Genomic DNA, 18,099 nt, shown 5'->3' with positions numbered 1-18,099 from the left:
CCAGTGCGGGCCCCTTCGAGGAGTACCTGACCGCCGGAATGGGCGCCACCCCGATGACCTGGATCTACGAGGCCCAGTTCGTGGCGGCGGCGGTGCAGGGCCGGCTGCGGCCCGAGATGGTCCTGCTGTACCCCTCGCCCACGGTCGTGTCCCGGCATACCCTGGTGCCTCTCGACGCCCAGGGCGAGGAGATCGGCGCGCTGCTGCACAACGATGCCGATCTGCAATCGCTGGCCGCCGAGCACGGTTTCCGCACCGGTGATACGGCGCGTTTCGACGAGGTGGTCACCGAACACGATGTGCAGGTGGCACCGGATGTCGTGGATGTGGTGGACGTGCCCGCCTACGAGACGCTCGAGCATTTGCTCGACGGGGTGGCCGGCGCGTACTGACCGGCGCCTCGGCGGCGGACGGAACCCGGGTGGCCCGCCCGCCGCGGTGTCACAGCCGCGTGGCGACCTCGCCGGCTATGAGCGCCAGGTGGTCGAGATCGGTGAGATCCAGTATCTGCAGGTAGATTCGCTCGCTACCGATTTCGCGGTAGCGGGCGATCTTCTCGGCGACCTCGGCCGGTGTTCCGGCCAGGCCGTTGGCGCGTAGTTCGCCGACCTCCCGCCCGATCGCGGCGGCCCGGTGGGCGATTTCCGCTTCGTCGCTGCCCACACAGGCGACCAGCGCGTTCGAATAGGTCATGCTGCCGGCGTCCCGGCCAGCGGCCGATACCGCGGCGCGTACCCGGTCGAACTGCGCGGAACTGTCGGCGACCGAGGCGAACGGGATATTGAACTCGGTGGCGTAGCGGGCGGCGAGCCGCGGCGTCCGGGTGGGTCCCAGGCCACCGACGATCACCGGGACCGGCCGCTGGACCGGTTTGGGCAGCGCCGGGGAACGCACCAGTTCGTAGTGTCGGCCGCTGAAGTCGAAGGTGTCCCCGGGTGCGGTCTCCCACAGTCCGGTGATCACGGCCAGCTGCTCTTCCAGGCGGTCGAATTTGTGGTCCGGGAACGGGATACCGTAGGCGGTGTGCTCATCGGCGAACCAGCCGGTGCCGAGTCCGAGTTCCACCCGGCCGCCCGACATCTGGTCCACCTGGGCCACCTGGATCGCCAGCGGCCCGGGCAGGCGGAAGGTGGCCGCGGTGACGAGGGTGCCCAGCCGGATACGGCTGGTCTCGCGGGCCAGGCCGGCCAGGGTGATCCACGCGTCGGTGGGACCGGGGAGCCCGTCCACCGAGCCCATGTGCAGGTAGTGGTCGGATCGGAAGAATCCGTCGAATCCGAGTTCCTCGGCGGTGCGGGCCACCCGCAGCAGAGTCGTGTAGTCGGCGCCCTGCTGTGGTTCGGTGAAGATGCGCAGTTCCATACGCTCATCGTGCCGGACCGCCGCGGTGCCGCCGGAGCCGGTGGCAGGTGGGTGGGCGGCGCGGTCAGGCGGAGGTCGCTCCGGGGCCGGTCATCGTGGTCGGGAGCACCCGGTCGGTCCAGCCGCACGGCAATCCGCAACTGGCGACGACCAGATTCTCGATATCGCCGTTGTCGAATATCCGCCGCGTGGATTCCGCGCGGGCCGGGTAGCCGCAGGACCCGCATTTGCCGAAATAGTTGAGGATCTCCTCGGAATGGGTGATGGCCACCCTGGGGCGCGTCTGGTGCATGGTCGTCCTCCGGAGTCGGAGCGTGTGGGATGGGGCGAATGTAGTTCGCGCACAGTGGATCCGTGGGCGGACTGCGGTGGCGCTGGGAACTCTCACACCGAAGGCACCGAGGGCGCTGGGAAACCTCCAACGGCGAGGTAGACCCGGTTTCGGTACGCGGAGTGAATATCGGGCAACGGCCTTTCGTGACCTGTCACAGACCGTTTCGGATCAGGGGTTACTCGCTGGTAATAACGGCTGGGCCGAGATATTGTGAGCGGCGTTACAGATGGGTTACCCGCCGGCCCAGTTGTTCGTTGCGGGCCGACGAGAAGATGCGCGAGTTGGTTACCGACGTCATCGACGCGGTCGCGGAACTGCCCGCGGCCCGTGCCGCTATCTGGGATCTGCTCCTCGACCCGCAGACCTATCCCCGGGTGTTCACCGGGATCGGCGCCTGCTTCCGGCTGGACCTGCCCGGCGAGCATCCGGTGTTCGAATTCCGCATCGGCACACCGCAGGCCGGTATCCGGACCATACGGGTGCGGGTGGTCACCGGCCGCTGGTACGAAAGCCTCGAACTGCACGCGCCGGAAGCCGGAAGTTTCGCGGCGGTGCGTTTGTACGGGGAGGGGGATCGCTGCACGGTCTCGGTCACCTTCTTCGCCGCGGGCCGGACCCACCGGCATCTCGCGGAGTCCTCGAACTCGGTGGTCCAGGAGTGGACGGCCAAGGGGCTGCGCCGGATGACCGATATCGTGCGGGGCGCCCGGACCTCCACGGTGGCCAACGGCGAGAGCTCACCGGTGCGGCGGCAACTCGACGTCCTCCGGCAGGTCACGGTCAGCGGTGTGGTGCGTACCCGTCCCGAAGTCGCGCTGAAACAGCTGCTTTCCCTGGGCAAATGGGGATTCAATCTCGCGGGCGGCTACGCCGCGGGGGCCGCGCACTCACCGGACCGGGTCGCGGTGGTCGACGATCGGGGGCAGCGCACCTTCGCGGAGATGAACGCGCGCACCACCGCTCTGGCCGGGGCGATGGCCGCCGCGGGCCTCGGGGCCGGCGACGCCGTCGGGCTGCTCTCGCGCAACCACGCGGGCATGGTCGAAACCATGGTCGCGGCGGGGAAACTCGGTGTGGACGTCGCGCTGCTCAACGCGGGCCTGGCCGCCCGTACCGTCGAGCAGATCGTGCAGCGGCACCGGCTGTCCGCGCTGTTCGTCGACGGCGACCTCGAGGAACTGGTGCAGTATCTGCATGCCGATCTGCCCCGGTACAACACCGACGAACGGCCCCCGCACCCCCGGCGCCGGACCATCGCGGACCTGATCGACGAGGCGGACACGGATTTCCGGCAACCCGCCCATCCCGGCCGGCTGATCGTGCTCACCTCGGGGACCAGCGGTATCCCGAAGGGGGCGCGCCGCCCCCATCCGAAAGGCTTCGCGACCATCGCGGCGCTGCTGTCGCGGATACCGCTGGAGATGGAGGCGGCGATGCTCATCCCCGCCCCGCTCTTCCACACCTGGGGTCTGGCCGGGCTGCAGCTGAGCACGGCGCTGCGGTCGACGGTGGTGCTGCCGGAGCGGTTCGACGCCGAGGACTGCCTGCGCCTGGTCGCCGAACACCGGGTGGCCACCATGATCGTGGTGCCGACCATGGTGAATCGCATCCTCGACCTGCCACCGGCCGTGCGCGCCCGCTACGACACCTCCACCCTGCGCCACGTCATCAGCTGCGGGGCGCCGCTGGCCGGGGCGACCGTGCTGCGGTTCATGGATATCTACGGTGACATCCTCTACAACGTCTACGGATCCACGGAGGTGTCCTGGGCGACCGTCGCCACCCCGGAGGATCTGCGGTTCGCGCCGACCACGGCCGGGCGCCCGCCGCTGGGTACCCGGGTCTCGGTGCTCGGTCCCGATCACAAACCGGTGCCCATCGGCGCCACGGGGCATATCTTCGTGGCCAATCACATGCTGTTCGACGGTTATGTCAACGCCGCACCGCCCGACGAGGCCCGCGGCATGCTCGATACCGGCGATGTCGGTTATTTCGATGTCAACGGAAGGCTTTTCATCGCGGGCCGGGACGACGAGATGATCATCTCCGGCGGTGAGAACGTCTTCCCCCGGCCGGTGGAGGAGGCGCTCGCGCATCTGCCCCAGGTGAGCGAAGTCGCGGTGGTCGGCGTCCCGGACCCCGAATTCGGCCAGCGGCTGGCGGCGTTCGTGGTGAAGCACGAAGGGTCCGGGCTGGATTCCGATATGGTGCGCACCTATGTCCGGCACCGGCTGAGCCGGTTCTCGGTGCCCCGGGACGTGACCTTCCTGCCCGCCCTGCCGCGCGGGGAGACCGGGAAGATCTTGAAATGGCTACTCGCCGGGGGAAACAACGGCCAGGTGCCCCCGCCCGGTATGGGCGGACTCGGCGCCATCGGGTAGGCCGGTCCGCGACCGTACGGCTCCGCGCCGCCGGCGAATGCCGATGTGATGCCGGGTATCCGGCGCCCCGGCCGTCTCGTCGCGGGTCCGCTGGGGCGGGCCGTGACCGCCCGAAGGGTGCCGGGCCGACGGGACGCCGGGCCGCTGCGGGTAGATTCAGCATCCGCAGAGGCAATCGGTCAGGAAGAGGCGTCCTCCGTGGTAGTTGTTTCCGTGCTCGCAGGGCTGGCCGCGGTGGTGGTGGTAGCCGGGCTCCACTGGTACCTGTGGCGGCGGCTGGTCCGCGATGCCACCCGGAAGGGGTCGGTCTGGCGGCCGCTCGGTGCCGGTGTGCTGGGGGTGGGTTCCGCGCTGATGCTGGGTGCCTTCGCGGCGGTGCTGAGCGGTGTGTCGTGGGACAGCTGGCGCTGGCTGTCCTGGCCGGGGTTCCTGTGGGCGGCGCTGTTCGTCTATCTGCTGATCGGCGCACTGGCCGGTGAGATCGTGCGGCCGCTGATCCTGCGCGGATTGATCGTCCGGGACGCGGGAACAGCGGCGCCTGCCGAAAGCCCGGCGCCGGCCGCGCGCACACCGGAACCGGTGGGCGCCGCACTCGGTGAGGGAGCGGGCGCCGCGGTCGGCCACGCCACCGGGCCCGCCGGCCCGCCGCCCGCCGCGACCGGTCCGGCCGAGCACGACTCCGGACGCCCGCTGTCGCGGCGGTTGCTGATCTCGCGGCTGGCAGCCGGGGCCACCGTGGTGACCGCGGGGGCGCTGGTGGGCACCGGCACCTACGGGGTTCTCGACGGCCCGATGGTCCGCCGGGTGACGGTACCGCTGGCCAAGCTCCCGGCCGCCGCCCACGGTGTCCGGATCGCCCTGGTGAGCGATCTGCATCTCGGACCGGCACTCGGCCGCGCATTCTGCGAACGAGTCGTGCGCACGGTGAACGACACCCGGCCGGATCTGATCGCGGTGGTCGGCGATCTCGCCGACGGCACGGTGGACGATCTGCGCGCGGAGACCGAACCGCTGGCCGGATTGCGGGCCCCGCTGGGTGTCTTCTTCGTTCCCGGCAACCACGAGTACTACTCCGACGCCGACGCCTGGGTCACGCGGGTTCGTGAACTCGGGATGACCGTGCTGCTCAACGAGCGCTTGGGTCTCCCCGATTTCGATCTGGCCGGGGTCGACGATCCCGCCGGGACCGAGTCCGGCCGCGGCCCCGACTTCGCCGCCGCCCTGGACGGCCGTGACACCGCCCGCACGTGTGTGTTGCTCGCGCACCAGCCCGTGGTGGTGAATCAGGCGGTGGAGTACGGGGTGGATCTGCAACTGTCGGGGCATACCCACGGCGGGCAGTTGTGGCCGGGCAATCTCATCGCCCGGCTCGCCAATCCGACCGTGGCGGGTCTGGAGTTGTACGGGAGCACCGCGCTGTATGTGACCCGGGGCGCCGGTGCCTGGGGTCCGCCGGTGCGGGTGGCGGCGCCCTCCGATATCACCGTGCTGGAGCTGGCCTCCCTGCGGCAGGGCGTATGACCCGCCCATCGGCGCGGGTCACAGGTGGGTGAGCAGTGACTGCAGTCGCGCGATGCGCGGTAACTGCACCGGGGTGAACTCCGGCGGGTGGTGGATCTCGATGCTCAACCGGTCGGCATAGGTGCTGATGATGCTGGTACCGCCGCCGGCCTGCGGCGGGCGGCGGCCGGTCGGATCGGGTTTGGCGATCATGGTGGTGCGGAAATCGTCGATGCGCAGTCCCGGTGCCGCCGGGCGGGGGATCCGGCCCCAGTTGGTGGTCATCACCGTATGGAAGGGGTTCGCCGGGGGGACGGCGAGCGTATCGGGAAGTTGCAGCGGAGTCTGCTGGATGTAGCCGGAGGCCAGTCCGGTGCGTAACGCGTGCAAGGTGCCGTGGGCGAGGGCCTCGAGCGAGGTCTCCGTGCCCGGTCCCGGGCGGTAACCGGCGAAACCCAGCACGTTGGTGCCCTCGGTCGGGCCGATGAGGGGGCGGACACGGCGTCGCAGGTCCACCGAATAAGAACACTGCAGCCGGTCCACGGGTAATCGCCGGGCCTCGGATTCGGTCAGCAGGAGCGCGGCCGCCACCAGGCTGTGCACGGTGACCCCGGCGCGATGGCCCCGGTCGACCAGTGTCCGGGTCTGTTCGCGGGTGAGCCGGCACCGGGTGGTGATGAGGGGCGGATAGTCGTGGTCGTTGGCGTCGAGGGCCGCCGCCGGCGGTAGCGGCGGTTCGTCGCGGGGTGCGGCGCTGCCCGGGACGGGCCGGCGCCGTACCCCGCGCGCGGAGAGCAGATCCTCGACCGGCAGCGGTTGCCGGGTCGCGGGCAGGACCGGCGCCCGGCCCCCGGCGGCGGTCGCGTAACACTCCCACAACTGCTGGAAAAGCCGCAGGGAGTGGGTCGCGTCGGCGATGCTGTGATGGACCAGCAGGGTCACCGCGGCATCGGCTCCGGACCGGACCACGTGCAGACTGCCCAGGGCCCGGCGCTGGTCCGGTTCGGCGCCGGTGAGCAGCAGTTCGGGATCGCCGTCGGCGACGGTGACCACTGTTTCCGGCGGGCCCGAGGTGACCAGCGTGTGCCCCACGGGTTCGGTGGGCGTGAGCTGCGCGCCGAGGGTGGGATGCGCGGTGACCAGCGCTTCGTAGGCGGCGCCCAGGGCACCGAGATCGATGCGTCCCGCGATTCGCGCGCAATAACCGACGAACACCTCGCTGAAGGCGAAGATCTGTTCGCTGGGTGCCAGCGGACGAATGACGGTAGCCGCGGTCATGGTGGTGCCTCTGTCCGGAAGTTTGTGTGAGATTAACCCAAAAACGCTCTATTGCCTCATATTTCGGCGAGGCCGAGACGGATGCTACACAGCGGCTCCGACAGGGCTGGTACGTTTGCTTAGGTATACCTAATACGGAGGAGAACGGATGGCCAGGAAGCGTACGACCATGACGGTCGCCCGGACCGAGTGGTTGAGCCCGCATATCGTGCGGGTGTATCTGGGCGACCCCGGATTCGGTGATTTCGATATCAGCGAGTTCACCGACGCCTACGTGAAACTGCTCTTCGACCGGCCCGACGGTGAGGTCATGCGCACCTACACGGTCCGCTCGGTGGATACCGCGGCCCGTGAGATCGCCATCGACTTCGTGGTGCACGGCGACGAGGGCATCGCGGGGCCGTGGGCCGCGGCGGTCCGGCCGGGCGAGCGGGTCACGTTCTTCGGGCCCGGCGGCGCCTACGCACCGCGAGCCGACGCCGATTGGCATCTGCTGGCCGGTGACGAGGCCGCCCTGCCCGCGATCTCCGCCGCGGTGGAGGCGCTGCCCGAAGGTGCGCCCGCCAAGGTGTTCATCGAGGTCGCCGACGCCGCCGATGAGATCGTGTTCACCTCCAAGGCGCTGGTCGAGGTCACCTGGATCCATCGCGGCGGCGCCGCGCACGAGGTCGGTGACGAACGCGCCGGTGACAACGCCCCGCTCATCGGCGCCGTGAAATCCGCGCCGTGGCTGCCCGGCCGGGCCCAGGTCTTCATCCACGGCGAAGCGCAGGCGGTCATGCACAATCTGCGGCCCTATATCCGCCGGGAACGCGGCGTCACGGCGGAATTCGCCTCGATCTCCGGGTACTGGCGGCGGGGACGCACCGAAGAGGGCTTCCGGGTCTGGAAGAAGGAGCTCGCCGAGGCCGAGACCGCCTGAGACGTCTCGGCCGTCGCGGCGGCGGGGTCAGGCCGGGCAGTCGGCGCCGTTGGGCACCGGCAGGCAGATTCCGGCCGTCGCCGAGAGCAGCAGTGCCGCGCCCGCGACCAGCGCGCCGAGCGCCACGGCCAGGAACACCGCGACCCACAGCAGCCCGGGGAGCCGGGTCAGCCGCGCGAGTTGGTCGGCATCGGTGGTGCCGTCCCGCATCCTGGACCGGGTGCGCTGCAATTCCAGTACCGGCCGGCTACCGGCCAGCAGCAGCAGCCAGGTCGCCAGATAGGCGAATCCCGCCTGCAACGCGTCGGAACCGAACCACGACACCACGAAAACCAGGGCGCCCGTGGACACCACGGAGATCACGCCGTACACATTCCGGATCATCACCAGCATCACGGCCAGCGCGGCGATCGCGATCCACAGCATCAAGGTGATGCGCCCGGCACCCAGTAGTGCGGCGAAACCCAGTCCGACCAGTGGCGGCGCCGGATATCCGGCCAGTGCGGTCGCGATCATCCCGAGCCCGTAGGGCTTACCGCTGGATACGGTCAGGCCGGAGGTATCCGAATGCAGTGTGATCGCGGTCAGCCGGCGACCGCTGAGCAGGGCGACCAGCGCGTGGCCGCCCTCGTGGGCGATGGTGACGATATTGCGGGTGAGACGCCACAGCGGGCGGTAGGTCACCAGAACCAGGGCAGCCACCGCGGTGGCGAGCACCAGCCACGAGGGCGGCGCCGCCTGGGTCGTCGTGAGCCGCTCCGCGATCGAGCCGCTGCGGTCTATCAGATCACCGGTATCCACCGCCGCACCATAACCGGACGCGGTGTGCGGGCGCGCGGCGTCCGGCGGGGATGGCCCGGGTGCGAATATCCGGGCGCGGGCACCGCCGCCGGTATCTGTTGATGGGACGTCTCACTATCTTTGCCGACCCGCGTTCCGAGCCGACCCGAAGTCCGAACGTTGTGTGCTACCGCCCGGGGCGGGCAATTGTACGTTTGTCCATATCGCTGTCGGTCTCCGGTGGAAGGAGCACGTATGTGCACGAGTGGCCAGTTCGACCCCGAATCCGGACACCCCGCGGAGGCTTTCGAGGTCCCGGGACCGGACGAGTTGCTGCGTATCTGGTCGGCCGGCCCGGCCGGGTCGGCGGAGCTCCCGGGCGCGGACTTCGGCACGGCTTTCCGGGTGGGCCTGGGCCTGGCCCTGGCATTGCTCGACGATTCCGATCCGTCCGGGCAGCAGGTGCTGGCCCGGCTCGAGCTCGCCGCCGCCCGGTGGGCGCGGGAGGATGTGCCGCTCGAGGTCATCCAGCACGCGTTACACGAGGGCGTCAAGAACGGGCTGGGCCTGCGGCCGGGCTCCGGCCGCGCCGAGGGGTCGGACGGCTGCTTCGTCGCCGATGTCCTCGATACGCTGACCGCCGCGGTCTCCCGGGCGTACGTGGCGCAGGTGCGTGCGGGCCGGGGACCGGCCTGACGTTCAGCTCGCCCGATAGCTGCGCGCGACCAGCGCGGACCGCAGATACCACAGGCCCGAGGGTTGCGTGGGATCGAATCCGGTGAGCTGGGCGACCCGCTTGAGCCGGTAGTCGATGGTGTTGGTGTGAATATGCATGAGCCGCGCGGTGCGCTGGCGATTGAGATTGTTGCTGATGTGGCGCTGCAACGTTTCCAGCAGTTCCGGATGATCGTCGAGGGGATCGAGCAGCGAGCCGAGGTATTCGCGGCCCGGCCCGGGGCGGGTCAGCTGGTATTCCAGCGCCATATCGTCGAATCGGTACAGGCCCGGCACGGAGTCCAGGCGCTGGACCATATCCAGTAGTTCGTGCGCCTGATCGGCGGCCGAGGGCACCTCCGCGGTCGGCGCCTCGACGACGGCGGCGCTGATCGGCACCTGCGCGGCCCGGGACAACTGCGCCAGCAGTTCGTCGAGTTCGCCGACGGCGATCACCCCGGCGGGCAGCAGCACCGTGCCGCCGTCCACGCTCAGCAGCGACAGGGCCGCGTCCTCACAGCGGGTGGCCAGCTCGGCCTGGACCCGGCGCAGTTTGCGCCGCGCCACCACTTTGCCGTCCAGGGCGGCGACGGATTCGTCGGGGTGGGCCGGGATGGCCACCGCGAGTACGGAATACGCGGGCGCGATCTCGATACCGCATTCCCGGGCCATGGTGGAGGTGCTGTGCCCGCCCAGCAGGGCCGAGGTGAGCGTATGCACCGCGGTGTGATGCTCGCTCACCACCGACCGCAGTTCGCGGACGTAGGCCATCGAGATGCAGACGGTCATCTTGTCGAGCATCTCCACCACGAGCTTGGCCCCGTCGACCAGGGCCGAGTAGTCGGTGACCGTCGCGTTCGAGACGACCAGGTCCAAGCCGAGGCGGAAGCCCTCGTGCACGGCGTGGTGGATGGTGTCGATGGGCACACCCTCCCGCGCCCATCCGGCGGCGGCGTTCTCGAGTCTTCGGGTCTTCTCGGGGATGTCCTTTCCGTCGAGCATGCTGACGGCCAGTTCCAGGCAGGTGCGGGTGATGGTGGTGACATCCCCGTAGATGGCGTCACCGGGCAGGGTGCCGCACGGCACGACGTTCTCGACGAAATGGCCGACCATCCGCCGCGACAGTTTGCGTACATCCTGTAGCGGGGCGGACATGGGTTGGCCGGATAGCGTCAGCTTGGTTCTGGTCGCATCGGCGGTCATGCTGACTCCTTCTACCCCCGGGTGGCGAAACTGGGCTCCACAGTAACGATCAGGTTTCGGGCTGTGGGCCGCTTTACGAACTCGGCTGGATCACCCCGAAGTGGGGCCGATCCACGTTGTGACTGGTCACAGTGGTGCGCTCTACGGTCGGCCGGGTCACCGGGGCAGTGCCGACGCAAGAGCGGTTACCGTGCGCTCGGCCCGGGCGCACGCGCCCGGCCCCGAACCTGCCGGCGAGCTGTCCACGCGGACGCGGACGATCCCGCCGGCGGCGGTCGGCAGGACAATCGTGCAGATCGGCGCGGTCGCCACGGCTCCCGGGGACAGGCGCGTGCCGGTCCGGTCGCCGATCGCCAGATCGGTCCTGGTGTCCTGCGCGCCCGCGATCTCGCCGGGCGAGCCCTCGTCCGCGAACCAGACCCGTAGCGCGGCGTCGGCGCTACTCCACCCGCAGCCCGTCCAGCCCTGCTCGGCGGCGACATCACTGCGCCCCGACCCGGGGAGGAATCCGGCCTCGGTGATCAGGTCGGCGGGCAGGCCGCAGGGATCCCACCCGGCCGCGGGTCCGGTGGATTCGCCCGTTTCGCAGCCGGTGGCGGCGAGGACGGCCGCGAGAACCACCAGGGCCGGCCGGATCGGGAACGGTGTGCGGCGGTGGCGTCCGGGAGATCTCATGCGGCGCATGCTAACCGCGGATTTCGCGGTGCCACAGCCGGTCTGTGCCTGCTCACAGCGGCCGTGCGGCCGGTCTGCCACCGGGCACAACACCCGGGGCCCGGCCGGGATGGCCCGAACGCCTGTCCCATCATGTGGGAAACCGGAGGGCGGCGGGGGCCGGGCGGGAATAGCGTGGCCCGGCGGGCACGTTGGTCTGTCCCGGTCGAGGAAAAGGGGTCGCGGGTGGTCGCGGAAACAACGAAGGCCGCCGTCGGGCTCCGCTCCGAGCGGGGTGCGGTTCTCGGCTCGCTGATGCTGGCCACCGCGCTGGTGGCGCTGGACTCGACGATCATCGCGACCGCCGTGCTGTCGATCACCGCGAGCCTCGGTGGGTTCGCCCAGTTCCCGTGGCTGTTCTCCATCTATCTGCTGGCCCAGGCGGTCACCGTGCCGATCTACGGCAAGGTCGCCGATATGGTCGGCCGCAAACCGGTGATCCTCTTCGGGATCGCGGTCTTCGCCGTCGGCTCGCTGCTGTGCGGGCTCGCGGGCAGCATGCTCGCCCTGATCGTATTCCGGGCGGTCCAGGGGATCGGGGCGGGCGCCATCCAGCCGATGACGATGACCATCGCCGGGGATCTCTACTCACTCACCGAACGCGCCAAGGTACAGGGCTATCTGGCCGGCGTCTGGGCCGTCTCCTCGGTCGCCGGGCCGCTGCTGGGCGGACTGTTCGCCGACTACCTCGGCTGGCGCTGGATCTTCCTGATCAATCTGCCACTGGCGGCCTGGGCCGGCTGGATGGTGTGGCGGCATTTCACCGAGACCGCGCCCCGGCACCGCCGGCGCATCGACGTACTCGGCGCGATCCTGCTGACGGCGGGCGCGGGTGCGCTGATCCTCGGGCTGCTGGAGGGCGGCCGGGCCTGGGCCTGGGCTTCACCCACCGGTATCGCCATCTTCGCCGGCGGCGGTGCCGTACTGCTGTTGTTCGTCTTCGTGGAACGGCGGGCGGCCGATCCGATCCTGCCGCCGTGGTTGTTCGGCCGACGCGTCGTGGTCGCCAGTTCGGCGATATCACTACTGGTCGGGGCGCTGCTGCTCGGTCTGACCAGCTATGTTCCGACCTTCACCCAGGGCGTCCTCGGCGCGAGCGCGCTGGTCGGCGGGCTCACCGTGGGCGCCTTGACGCTCGGCTGGCCCATCTCGGCCTCGCTGTCCGGCCGGGTGTACCTGCGAATCGGATTCCGCAGCACCGCCGTGCTGGGCAGCGCCACCGCGGTACTGGGTACGGTGGCCGCGCTGTTCATCGGCCCGGAATCGACGATCGCGCAGATCGCCGCGACCTGTTTCGCGGTCGGTCTGGGCATGGGCCTGGTGGCGAGTCCGACGCTGATCGCGGCGCAGACCGAGGCCACCTGGAGCGAACGCGGGGTGGTGACCTCGGCCAATATGTTCGCCCGGTCCATCGGTAGCGCCGTGGGGGTGGCGATATTCGGCGCCCTGGTGAACTCCCGCATCGGTGATACCGGCACGCCGTCGCCGGAAACGCTCGCCGACGGCGTGCATCTGGTATTCGTGGCGGTGGCCGCGATGACCGTGGTGATGGTCGGCGCGAGCGCGCTCATGCCGGGCCGCACCGGCAGCCGATAGCGACCCGGCGGCGCGTCCGGTTACCGCGCCCCGCGCAGCACTTCCACCCGCTCCGCGGCCTCGAATTCGATCACCTGGTGGACCCGGGATTCGCCCACCGGGCCGAGGTCGGCCACCACGACCTCACCGCGGCAATCGACCGATTCGACCAGCGCCTCCAGTGGGATCCCGTCGGAACCGGCGATCCGGATCCGGTCGCCCACGGCGAGCTCGTCGGCGCGCATACCGCTCTCGGTGAGCGGCGCCGGCCCGTCGACACCGCAATAGGTGCGGCCCGCGGTATCGCCGACGCCGCGCTGGGCGATGGTCCACCAGACCGGGGACGAACTGTCCCCGGAGGTGCGGTGATGCCAGCGCAACACCCGGTCCCGACCGGCCTCGGCGGCGGCCCGGCTCTCGTGTACCGAGACGTGTCGCGGCACCGGGGAGCGCCGCGGCCGGACGGTCCCCGCGGCACCGTCGACCACCAGGATCCAGTGGGCGGAGGCATCCTGGTCGCGGGCCGCGTTGACCCGTTTGGCCAGGGCCTGGCCCGGTGTCGCGCCCAGGCGGTCGGCGACATCGGCGAGGCTCTCCGCCAGGCCGAGTGCCCGCAGGAATCCCGCGACCTCGATCTCGGCGGTGCCCAGCCGCTGCGCGAGCACCGGCATGGGCGTGCGTTCGCGCCAAGCGGTGCGCGCGATATGTTCGTGCTCGGTGAGCCAGAGAATGGACGGACCGTGCAGATGCCGGTCCAGAACCACCGCCCACCAGTCCCATTCCGGATCGGCGGCCATCCGGTCGCGGATCCAGCCCGCCCGCTCGCCGGCCCGCACCTTCTCCTCCGGCGGGATGAAGTTGCGTAGTGCGGCCTGCAGCGCCGACGGTGTACGGCCGAGTTCGGCGGCGATATCGTCGGGCCGGGCGCCGGAGCGCAGTTCCGAGGCGACGGCCCGGTATTCCGATTCGCGCCACGATGTTCCGTGCCGGCGCGGCGGCAGCAGTCGTTCGTTCCCGAATTCACTCATCACAGAACCCCCGGTTCCGAAACGCCGGAGAGCGGTGCGCCGCGACCGGTCCGCCCCGGCCGCGACCTACCCTCCGACTGTGTCCTACCTGCATGATTCTACGGTGGGGGTCCGACAGAAAACCGCTCCGCGACCTCGTCGCGGAGCGGTTCACCGAAGCGTGGATCCCCAGTGCCGCAAGCAGAATCGGAACGCCGCGTGGACCACGAGTCCCGACCGCGGCCCGGCTCGGGGCGGGATCCGGTTGTTACGGAGTGGAATAGCCGATCAGCGCGCCCACACCCGCGCCGATCGGGATGGTGATCAACGCGCCGACGCCGCCCAGGAAGAAGCCCAGTACCGCGCCGATCCCGCCGCCGATCAGGGCGCCGATTCCGGCGTTGTGCATCTTGCGGGCCTCGATGCCCGGGTCGGCGACCAGTTCGGCCACATGATCGCTCGCCGCTGTGGACGCGCCCGGCGTCAGGGTCAGCGTGCGGCCGTCGGCGGAGATATCGGCGGCCAGCGGTGCGGTCTGCCCCGCGGCGGCGAGTCCCAGCGGGAGGGTGGTCAGGGTCCGGCCGGACGCGTCGGCCAGGATGACCGCCGCGCCGTCCGCCGTCGGCCGGAAGCTACCGGCGTCGAGGGTGGTGGCGACGGCGGTCCCGCTCTCGTTCGGCGCGACCACGTAGCCGACCCCCTGCTCGCTTCCGCGGACCGCGATATCCGCCGCGGTCGGTGCATCGGCCGCGGCGGTGCCCGTGGCCACGCCGAGGGCGCCGATGGAGATCAGTGCCGTGGCCGCTATGTGCTCGATTCTCATGATGTTCCCCACTCGATCTGCCGGCGCGGGGCGCCGGCGGTTCCCCAGGAAGCCGGATTTCGGCCCGGAACCCATTCTCACGGAACATAATCGGACCGACAATGCTTTCGGCGGATTGCCGTATATCCGGCAATCCGCCGCCGTGCCCGCCTGATGGCACGCCCGGATGCCGCTAGATATCCAGGATATGGGGGAGTCCGGCCCGGAAGCGGTCCGCGTCGAGCTTCTTCGCGGCGTCGAAGGCGGGCAGTGCCACCAGCGGGAACACCGGCGCGTACGGTGCCGGATCGTCCGCGGCGTCGATGATGGCATTGGCCGCCGCGCGCCCGGATTCGTTCGCGCCCTCCATCGTGGCCAGATCGATATGGCTGCGGACGTGATCGCCACCGAAGAACAGATTCGGGACCGCGCAGCGGGCCTCGGGCCGGTTGTCGTAGGACCCCACGGTGTTGACGAGCAGCGGTGTCGCGTTGTGGGTGGCGCCGCCCGACCAGGTGATGCCGGGGTCCAGATGCCAGGAGTGGATATCCTCGTCGCGCAACCAGCCGGTGTTGGTGTTCAGCCACAGTTTCAGCTGTGCCCACACCTCCGTGGCGATCTCCTGCGCACTGCACTGTTTGGCCGGCCGCCGATGAATGATTCCGGGGGTGTCCCAATCGGAGATATCGACCGAGAAGCACTCCTGGACCGATCCGTCGCCGTACTGGGCCGGGAAGTCACCGACCCACATCGGCGCCTGCCGCAGGCCGGTGAGCGCCCAGGGCGAACCCAGCGCGGCGATATGGCCCTCCGGGATCTCGGTGGGCCGGCGCAGGTAGTACTGGATGCCGACCATCCAGTCGGTCATGAGTTCCCGCATCCCGGCCAGATGCGGGTCGGCGGCCAGGATCTGGTCGCCGAGCAGCGGCACCGTCTTCTCGACCGGCATGGCGCAGACGTAGTAGTCGGCGATCACGGTATTCGTCGCGCCCTGACCGTCGGTGACGGTCGCCGAATCGATCCGGCCGCCGGAGTACGACAGTCCGCTCGCGCCCGCACCCATGACGAATTGCACGCCCCGCGACCGCAGATACGCCACCCACGGGTCGATCCAGGCCGCGTTGGTGGGCCGGTTCAGGATCCGGTCGACTCCGCCGGAGAACTCCGGGACCACGCCCGACCCGGCGAGGACCAGCGCCTCGCCGATGGTGCCGATGGTTCGTGCCGAACTGAGATGGGGCTTCGCGGCCACGGTGATCCGGGTGAGCGCGTTCACGAGATAGGAGCGGTAGGCGTGGGATTTACCCTCGGCCCGCATGATCTGTTCCCAGGTCTGGTACTCCCACTGGCCGAACCGGCGCTCGGTACTGGAGGTGAACCACATGACCATCTGCTTGGCGAAGAAGGCCAGCTCGTGTGGCGGGAGTTCCGGGATGAAACCGAAGGCCCCGATGATGCTGTTCTGCAGGCGGTCCGGGGTGAGCTGATCGATGGCGCCGAGTTCCACGGGGGCGAAGATGGGCGGCCGGTCGCGGAATCCCGCCACCGTGCCCTCCACCCGGATCAGATTGTCGCGGACGCCGTTGGGGTTGCCGGGAAACGGAATCCGGCTCATGGTGTCGGGGACGTTCTGGTAGCAGCCGGGGAAGAAGCGGAACCCGTGTTCGCCCGGCAGATCCGCCCGGCCGCCGGCGCCGGTACCGGGCACGCCCATACTGCGCGCCTTGCCGCCGAGATAGGCCGGTTCGTAGACGGTGACGCGGAAACCGCGTTCGCACAGTTCGTGCGCGGCCGACAGACCCGCCATCCCGCCGCCGAAGATCGCCACGTCCTTGCCCCCGGTGCGTAGGCCGGGGGTGCGGTGCCGCGCGGGCGCCGCGGCGGCGGCACCGCCCGTGGTCGCGCCGGCCGCGAGAATCGCGGCGCCGGCGAGGGCGCCGCGTAGCGCGGTGCGGCGGTCGATCGAGGCTGACTTCTTCGGCAGCTGATCCGACATGGTGATCTCCTGGTCAAACGGTGGTGGACGGTGGAGCGGCGGACGGGGTCCCGCGCAAGGCGGTGCAGGAGGTGTGGAATTCCCGGGCCGTGGTGGCGATCTCGTGCGCGATATCGCGCAGTACCGGGCGTGGATCGGTGCGGTGATGCCAGAGGGCGCCGGCGGTGAGTCGCGCCATCCGGGCCGGGCTGTAGAGTTCGGCGGGCCGGCGGGTCCGGGAGAAGATCCCGGTCGTGATCGCGGCGAGGTCGGGATCGGCGGTCGCGGCGCGATACAGCTCCACCTCGAGCGGGCTCATCGTGGTACCCCGGGCGAGCCGGTTGGTCCAGTGGTAGATCTCCCGGCACTCCAGTACCCGCTGCCGGTCCCAGGCGGTGAGGGCCCGGTCCAGCGCGCCCGGATCGTGCAGGACCGCGGTGACCGATTCGGCGAGGTGACGGCCGTAGCGCAGCGCGTCGCGGATGCCCTGAGCGGTGACCGGATCCTTGAAGTGACCCGCATCGCCGGGCAGCGCCCAGCCGGGACCGCTCGCGCGCCGGAAATAGGAGACGATCCCGGTCGCCGACCGCACCCGGGTGGCCTGTTCGCACCCGCGTAATCGCGCCCGCAGGGCCGGGATGCGGTCGATGGCCGCGGCATATCGGCGTTCGGCGTCCCCGGGACGCAGCGCGCCCGCCTCGGCGGGGGGCTGGACCAGGCACAGCAGCAGGCCGTCGTCACACGGGAACGCGGTACCGAGATCCGGTCCCTCGCGCCACTGGGCGGCGGTGGCACGCCAGTCGGGATGCTCGTCGCGCCAGTACGCGAAATAGCAGTCGCGACCACTGGGCTCGGATTCGTAAGGGTTCTCGGCGTCCACGAGTTTCGCCACCGTGCTGCGGCGGCCGTCCGCCCCGACCACCAGCGCGGCCCGGATCTCGGTGGTCTTCCCGTCGGTGTCGCGGTAGCGGACCCCCGCGCAGCGGTCACCGTCCCAGACGAGCTCGGTCACCCGGCTCTGCTCCCGGATCTCGGCGCCGGCCGCGCGGGCGGTATCCACCAGGGCGCGGTCGAGTCCGGTGCGCCGGACGCAGAGGGTGTAGTCGATACCGTCCACCTCCGGAAACGGGGTGGCGATCGTATGCCCGCCACCGGATGCGAACGCGTGGGTGAGCCGGGGTGCGCCCAGTTCCGTTACGGCCTCCAGCGCACCCAGCCGGGACAGTTCGGCGACTCCGGCCGGCCACAGCAGATGGGTGGACAGGGTGTCGGAGGGGAATCGGGCGGAGTCCAGCGCGACGACCCGGTGACCCGCCCGGGCCAGCGTCGTGGCCACGGCCGATCCGGCGCAGCGGGCGCCGACCACGACGGCGTCCACCTGTTCGACCGTGCGGTCGGAGTCAGTCATACGAACCGCCTCGGTCATCGAGTATCGGACACTGTGTCCGATCGATGGTGCGGTCTGCCGCATCGAATGTCAACCATCCGAGCCGCACTGTCCCGCACAGTCTTCCGGCGACGGCGGCGACGGCGGCCATCCGCGCGCGTTGGC

At 70.2% G+C, this 18,099-nt stretch carries 15 protein-coding genes and 1 pseudogene; 6 read left to right on the top strand and 10 right to left on the bottom strand.

Translation table 11 applies throughout. The annotated features are described in order from the left end of the window. Positions 1–392, top strand: a pseudogene (locus tag ACWDU1_RS06125) (three-helix bundle dimerization domain-containing protein); the annotation flags it as partial. A 49-nt stretch (positions 393–441) separates the two neighbouring features. Here the strand turns inward: ACWDU1_RS06125 and ACWDU1_RS06120 are convergent. Beyond that, a complete protein-coding gene (locus ACWDU1_RS06120; protein WP_449996193.1) occupies positions 442–1,362 on the bottom strand; it encodes an LLM class F420-dependent oxidoreductase in 921 nt (306 codons plus the stop codon). Between the two features lie 64 nt (positions 1,363–1,426). Then, positions 1,427–1,654, bottom strand: coding sequence for a hypothetical protein (locus ACWDU1_RS06115; RefSeq protein ID WP_449996192.1), 228 nt, complete (start codon positions 1,652–1,654; stop codon positions 1,427–1,429). A gap of 314 nt (positions 1,655–1,968) precedes the next feature. Here ACWDU1_RS06115 and ACWDU1_RS06110 point away from each other — a divergent pair, with 314 nt between their 5' ends. Both ACWDU1_RS06110 and ACWDU1_RS06105 read left to right on the top strand, forming a co-directional pair. Next, the gene (locus ACWDU1_RS06110; RefSeq protein ID WP_449996191.1) at positions 1,969–4,077 is read left to right on the top strand and encodes an AMP-binding protein; all 2,109 of its coding nucleotides are present in this window, start codon (positions 1,969–1,971) and stop codon (positions 4,075–4,077) included. A gap of 198 nt (positions 4,078–4,275) precedes the next feature. Beyond that, positions 4,276–5,598: a metallophosphoesterase gene (locus ACWDU1_RS06105; RefSeq protein WP_449996190.1), complete on the top strand. Its 1,323-nt coding sequence runs from the start codon at positions 4,276–4,278 to the stop codon at positions 5,596–5,598. Positions 5,599–5,616: 18 nt separating this feature from the next. On the opposite strand, the gene ACWDU1_RS06100 is transcribed toward ACWDU1_RS06105, so the two are convergent. Beyond that, positions 5,617–6,855 (bottom strand): phthiocerol/phthiodiolone dimycocerosyl transferase family protein, encoded by a 1,239-nt coding sequence (locus tag ACWDU1_RS06100; RefSeq protein WP_449996189.1) that lies wholly within the window; start codon positions 6,853–6,855, stop codon positions 5,617–5,619. A gap of 148 nt (positions 6,856–7,003) precedes the next feature. Here ACWDU1_RS06100 and ACWDU1_RS06095 point away from each other — a divergent pair, with 148 nt between their 5' ends. Beyond that, entirely contained in the window at positions 7,004–7,777 is a 774-nt protein-coding gene (locus ACWDU1_RS06095; RefSeq protein WP_449996188.1) for a siderophore-interacting protein, read from the top strand. A gap of 27 nt (positions 7,778–7,804) precedes the next feature. Here ACWDU1_RS06095 and ACWDU1_RS06090 read toward each other — a convergent pair whose 3' ends face one another. Beyond that, complete coding sequence (locus tag ACWDU1_RS06090; RefSeq protein ID WP_449996187.1) at positions 7,805–8,578, bottom strand: M50 family metallopeptidase; 774 nt, start codon at positions 8,576–8,578, stop codon at positions 7,805–7,807. A 234-nt stretch (positions 8,579–8,812) separates the two neighbouring features. Between ACWDU1_RS06090 and ACWDU1_RS06085 the strand changes: the two genes are divergently transcribed. After that, positions 8,813–9,253, top strand: a complete 441-nt coding sequence (locus ACWDU1_RS06085) for a hypothetical protein (RefSeq protein ID WP_449996186.1) — start codon at positions 8,813–8,815, stop codon at positions 9,251–9,253. Positions 9,254–9,256: 3 nt separating this feature from the next. Here ACWDU1_RS06085 and ACWDU1_RS06080 read toward each other — a convergent pair whose 3' ends face one another. Further along, entirely contained in the window at positions 9,257–10,474 is a 1,218-nt protein-coding gene (locus ACWDU1_RS06080) for a PucR family transcriptional regulator (protein ID WP_449996185.1), read from the bottom strand. A 156-nt stretch (positions 10,475–10,630) separates the two neighbouring features. Further along, on the bottom strand, positions 10,631–11,149 hold the full coding sequence (locus ACWDU1_RS06075; RefSeq protein ID WP_449996184.1) for a DUF3558 family protein: 519 nt from the start codon (positions 11,147–11,149) through the stop codon (positions 10,631–10,633). A 225-nt stretch (positions 11,150–11,374) separates the two neighbouring features. On the opposite strand from ACWDU1_RS06075, the gene ACWDU1_RS06070 reads away from it, so the two are divergent. After that, a complete protein-coding gene (locus tag ACWDU1_RS06070) occupies positions 11,375–12,784 on the top strand; it encodes an MFS transporter (protein WP_449996183.1) in 1,410 nt (469 codons plus the stop codon). 20 nt (positions 12,785–12,804) lie between these two features. Here the strand turns inward: ACWDU1_RS06070 and ACWDU1_RS06065 are convergent, their stop codons facing one another. The 4 genes from ACWDU1_RS06065 to ACWDU1_RS06050 all read right to left on the bottom strand — a co-directional run bounded on the left by ACWDU1_RS06065 (position 12,805) and on the right by ACWDU1_RS06050 (position 17,955). Then, the gene (locus ACWDU1_RS06065) at positions 12,805–13,791 is read right to left on the bottom strand and encodes a hypothetical protein (protein WP_449996182.1); all 987 of its coding nucleotides are present in this window, start codon (positions 13,789–13,791) and stop codon (positions 12,805–12,807) included. 247 nt (positions 13,792–14,038) lie between these two features. Continuing rightward, positions 14,039–14,593 carry a hypothetical protein gene (locus ACWDU1_RS06060; protein ID WP_449996181.1) on the bottom strand — a complete coding sequence of 185 codons (555 nt, stop codon included), beginning with the start codon at positions 14,591–14,593 and terminating at the stop codon, positions 14,039–14,041. 172 nt (positions 14,594–14,765) lie between these two features. Next, positions 14,766–16,568, bottom strand: a complete 1,803-nt coding sequence (locus ACWDU1_RS06055) for a hydroxysqualene dehydroxylase (RefSeq protein ID WP_449996180.1) — start codon at positions 16,566–16,568, stop codon at positions 14,766–14,768. Positions 16,569–16,581: 13 nt separating this feature from the next. Further along, the gene (locus ACWDU1_RS06050) at positions 16,582–17,955 is read right to left on the bottom strand and encodes an NAD(P)/FAD-dependent oxidoreductase (protein ID WP_449996179.1); all 1,374 of its coding nucleotides are present in this window, start codon (positions 17,953–17,955) and stop codon (positions 16,582–16,584) included. Positions 17,956–18,099: the final 144 nt, after the last annotated feature.

The organism is Nocardia sp. NPDC003345 (genome assembly GCF_053589395.1).
This window is presented reverse-complemented; position numbering and strand designations above follow the sequence as displayed.

What these genes read in the sequence shown, in the direction of transcription:
- ACWDU1_RS06080 (WP_449996185.1), bottom strand. Translation starts at nt 10,474, where the DNA reads ATGACCGCCGATGCGACCAGAACCAAGCTGACGCTATCCGGCCAACCC.
- ACWDU1_RS06120 (WP_449996193.1), bottom strand. Translation starts at nt 1,362, where the DNA reads ATGGAACTGCGCATCTTCACCGAACCACAGCAGGGCGCCGACTACACG.
- ACWDU1_RS06085 (WP_449996186.1), top strand. Translation starts at nt 8,813, where the DNA reads ATGTGCACGAGTGGCCAGTTCGACCCCGAATCCGGACACCCCGCGGAG.
- ACWDU1_RS06110 (WP_449996191.1), top strand. Translation starts at nt 1,969, where the DNA reads ATGCGCGAGTTGGTTACCGACGTCATCGACGCGGTCGCGGAACTGCCC.
- ACWDU1_RS06100 (WP_449996189.1), bottom strand. Translation starts at nt 6,855, where the DNA reads ATGACCGCGGCTACCGTCATTCGTCCGCTGGCACCCAGCGAACAGATC.
- ACWDU1_RS06060 (WP_449996181.1), bottom strand. Translation starts at nt 14,593, where the DNA reads ATGAGAATCGAGCACATAGCGGCCACGGCACTGATCTCCATCGGCGCC.
- ACWDU1_RS06095 (WP_449996188.1), top strand. Translation starts at nt 7,004, where the DNA reads ATGGCCAGGAAGCGTACGACCATGACGGTCGCCCGGACCGAGTGGTTG.
- ACWDU1_RS06055 (WP_449996180.1), bottom strand. Translation starts at nt 16,568, where the DNA reads ATGTCGGATCAGCTGCCGAAGAAGTCAGCCTCGATCGACCGCCGCACC.
- ACWDU1_RS06075 (WP_449996184.1), bottom strand. Translation starts at nt 11,149, where the DNA reads ATGAGATCTCCCGGACGCCACCGCCGCACACCGTTCCCGATCCGGCCG.
- ACWDU1_RS06065 (WP_449996182.1), bottom strand. Translation starts at nt 13,791, where the DNA reads ATGAGTGAATTCGGGAACGAACGACTGCTGCCGCCGCGCCGGCACGGA.
- ACWDU1_RS06115 (WP_449996192.1), bottom strand. Translation starts at nt 1,654, where the DNA reads ATGCACCAGACGCGCCCCAGGGTGGCCATCACCCATTCCGAGGAGATC.
- ACWDU1_RS06050 (WP_449996179.1), bottom strand. Translation starts at nt 17,955, where the DNA reads ATGACTGACTCCGACCGCACGGTCGAACAGGTGGACGCCGTCGTGGTC.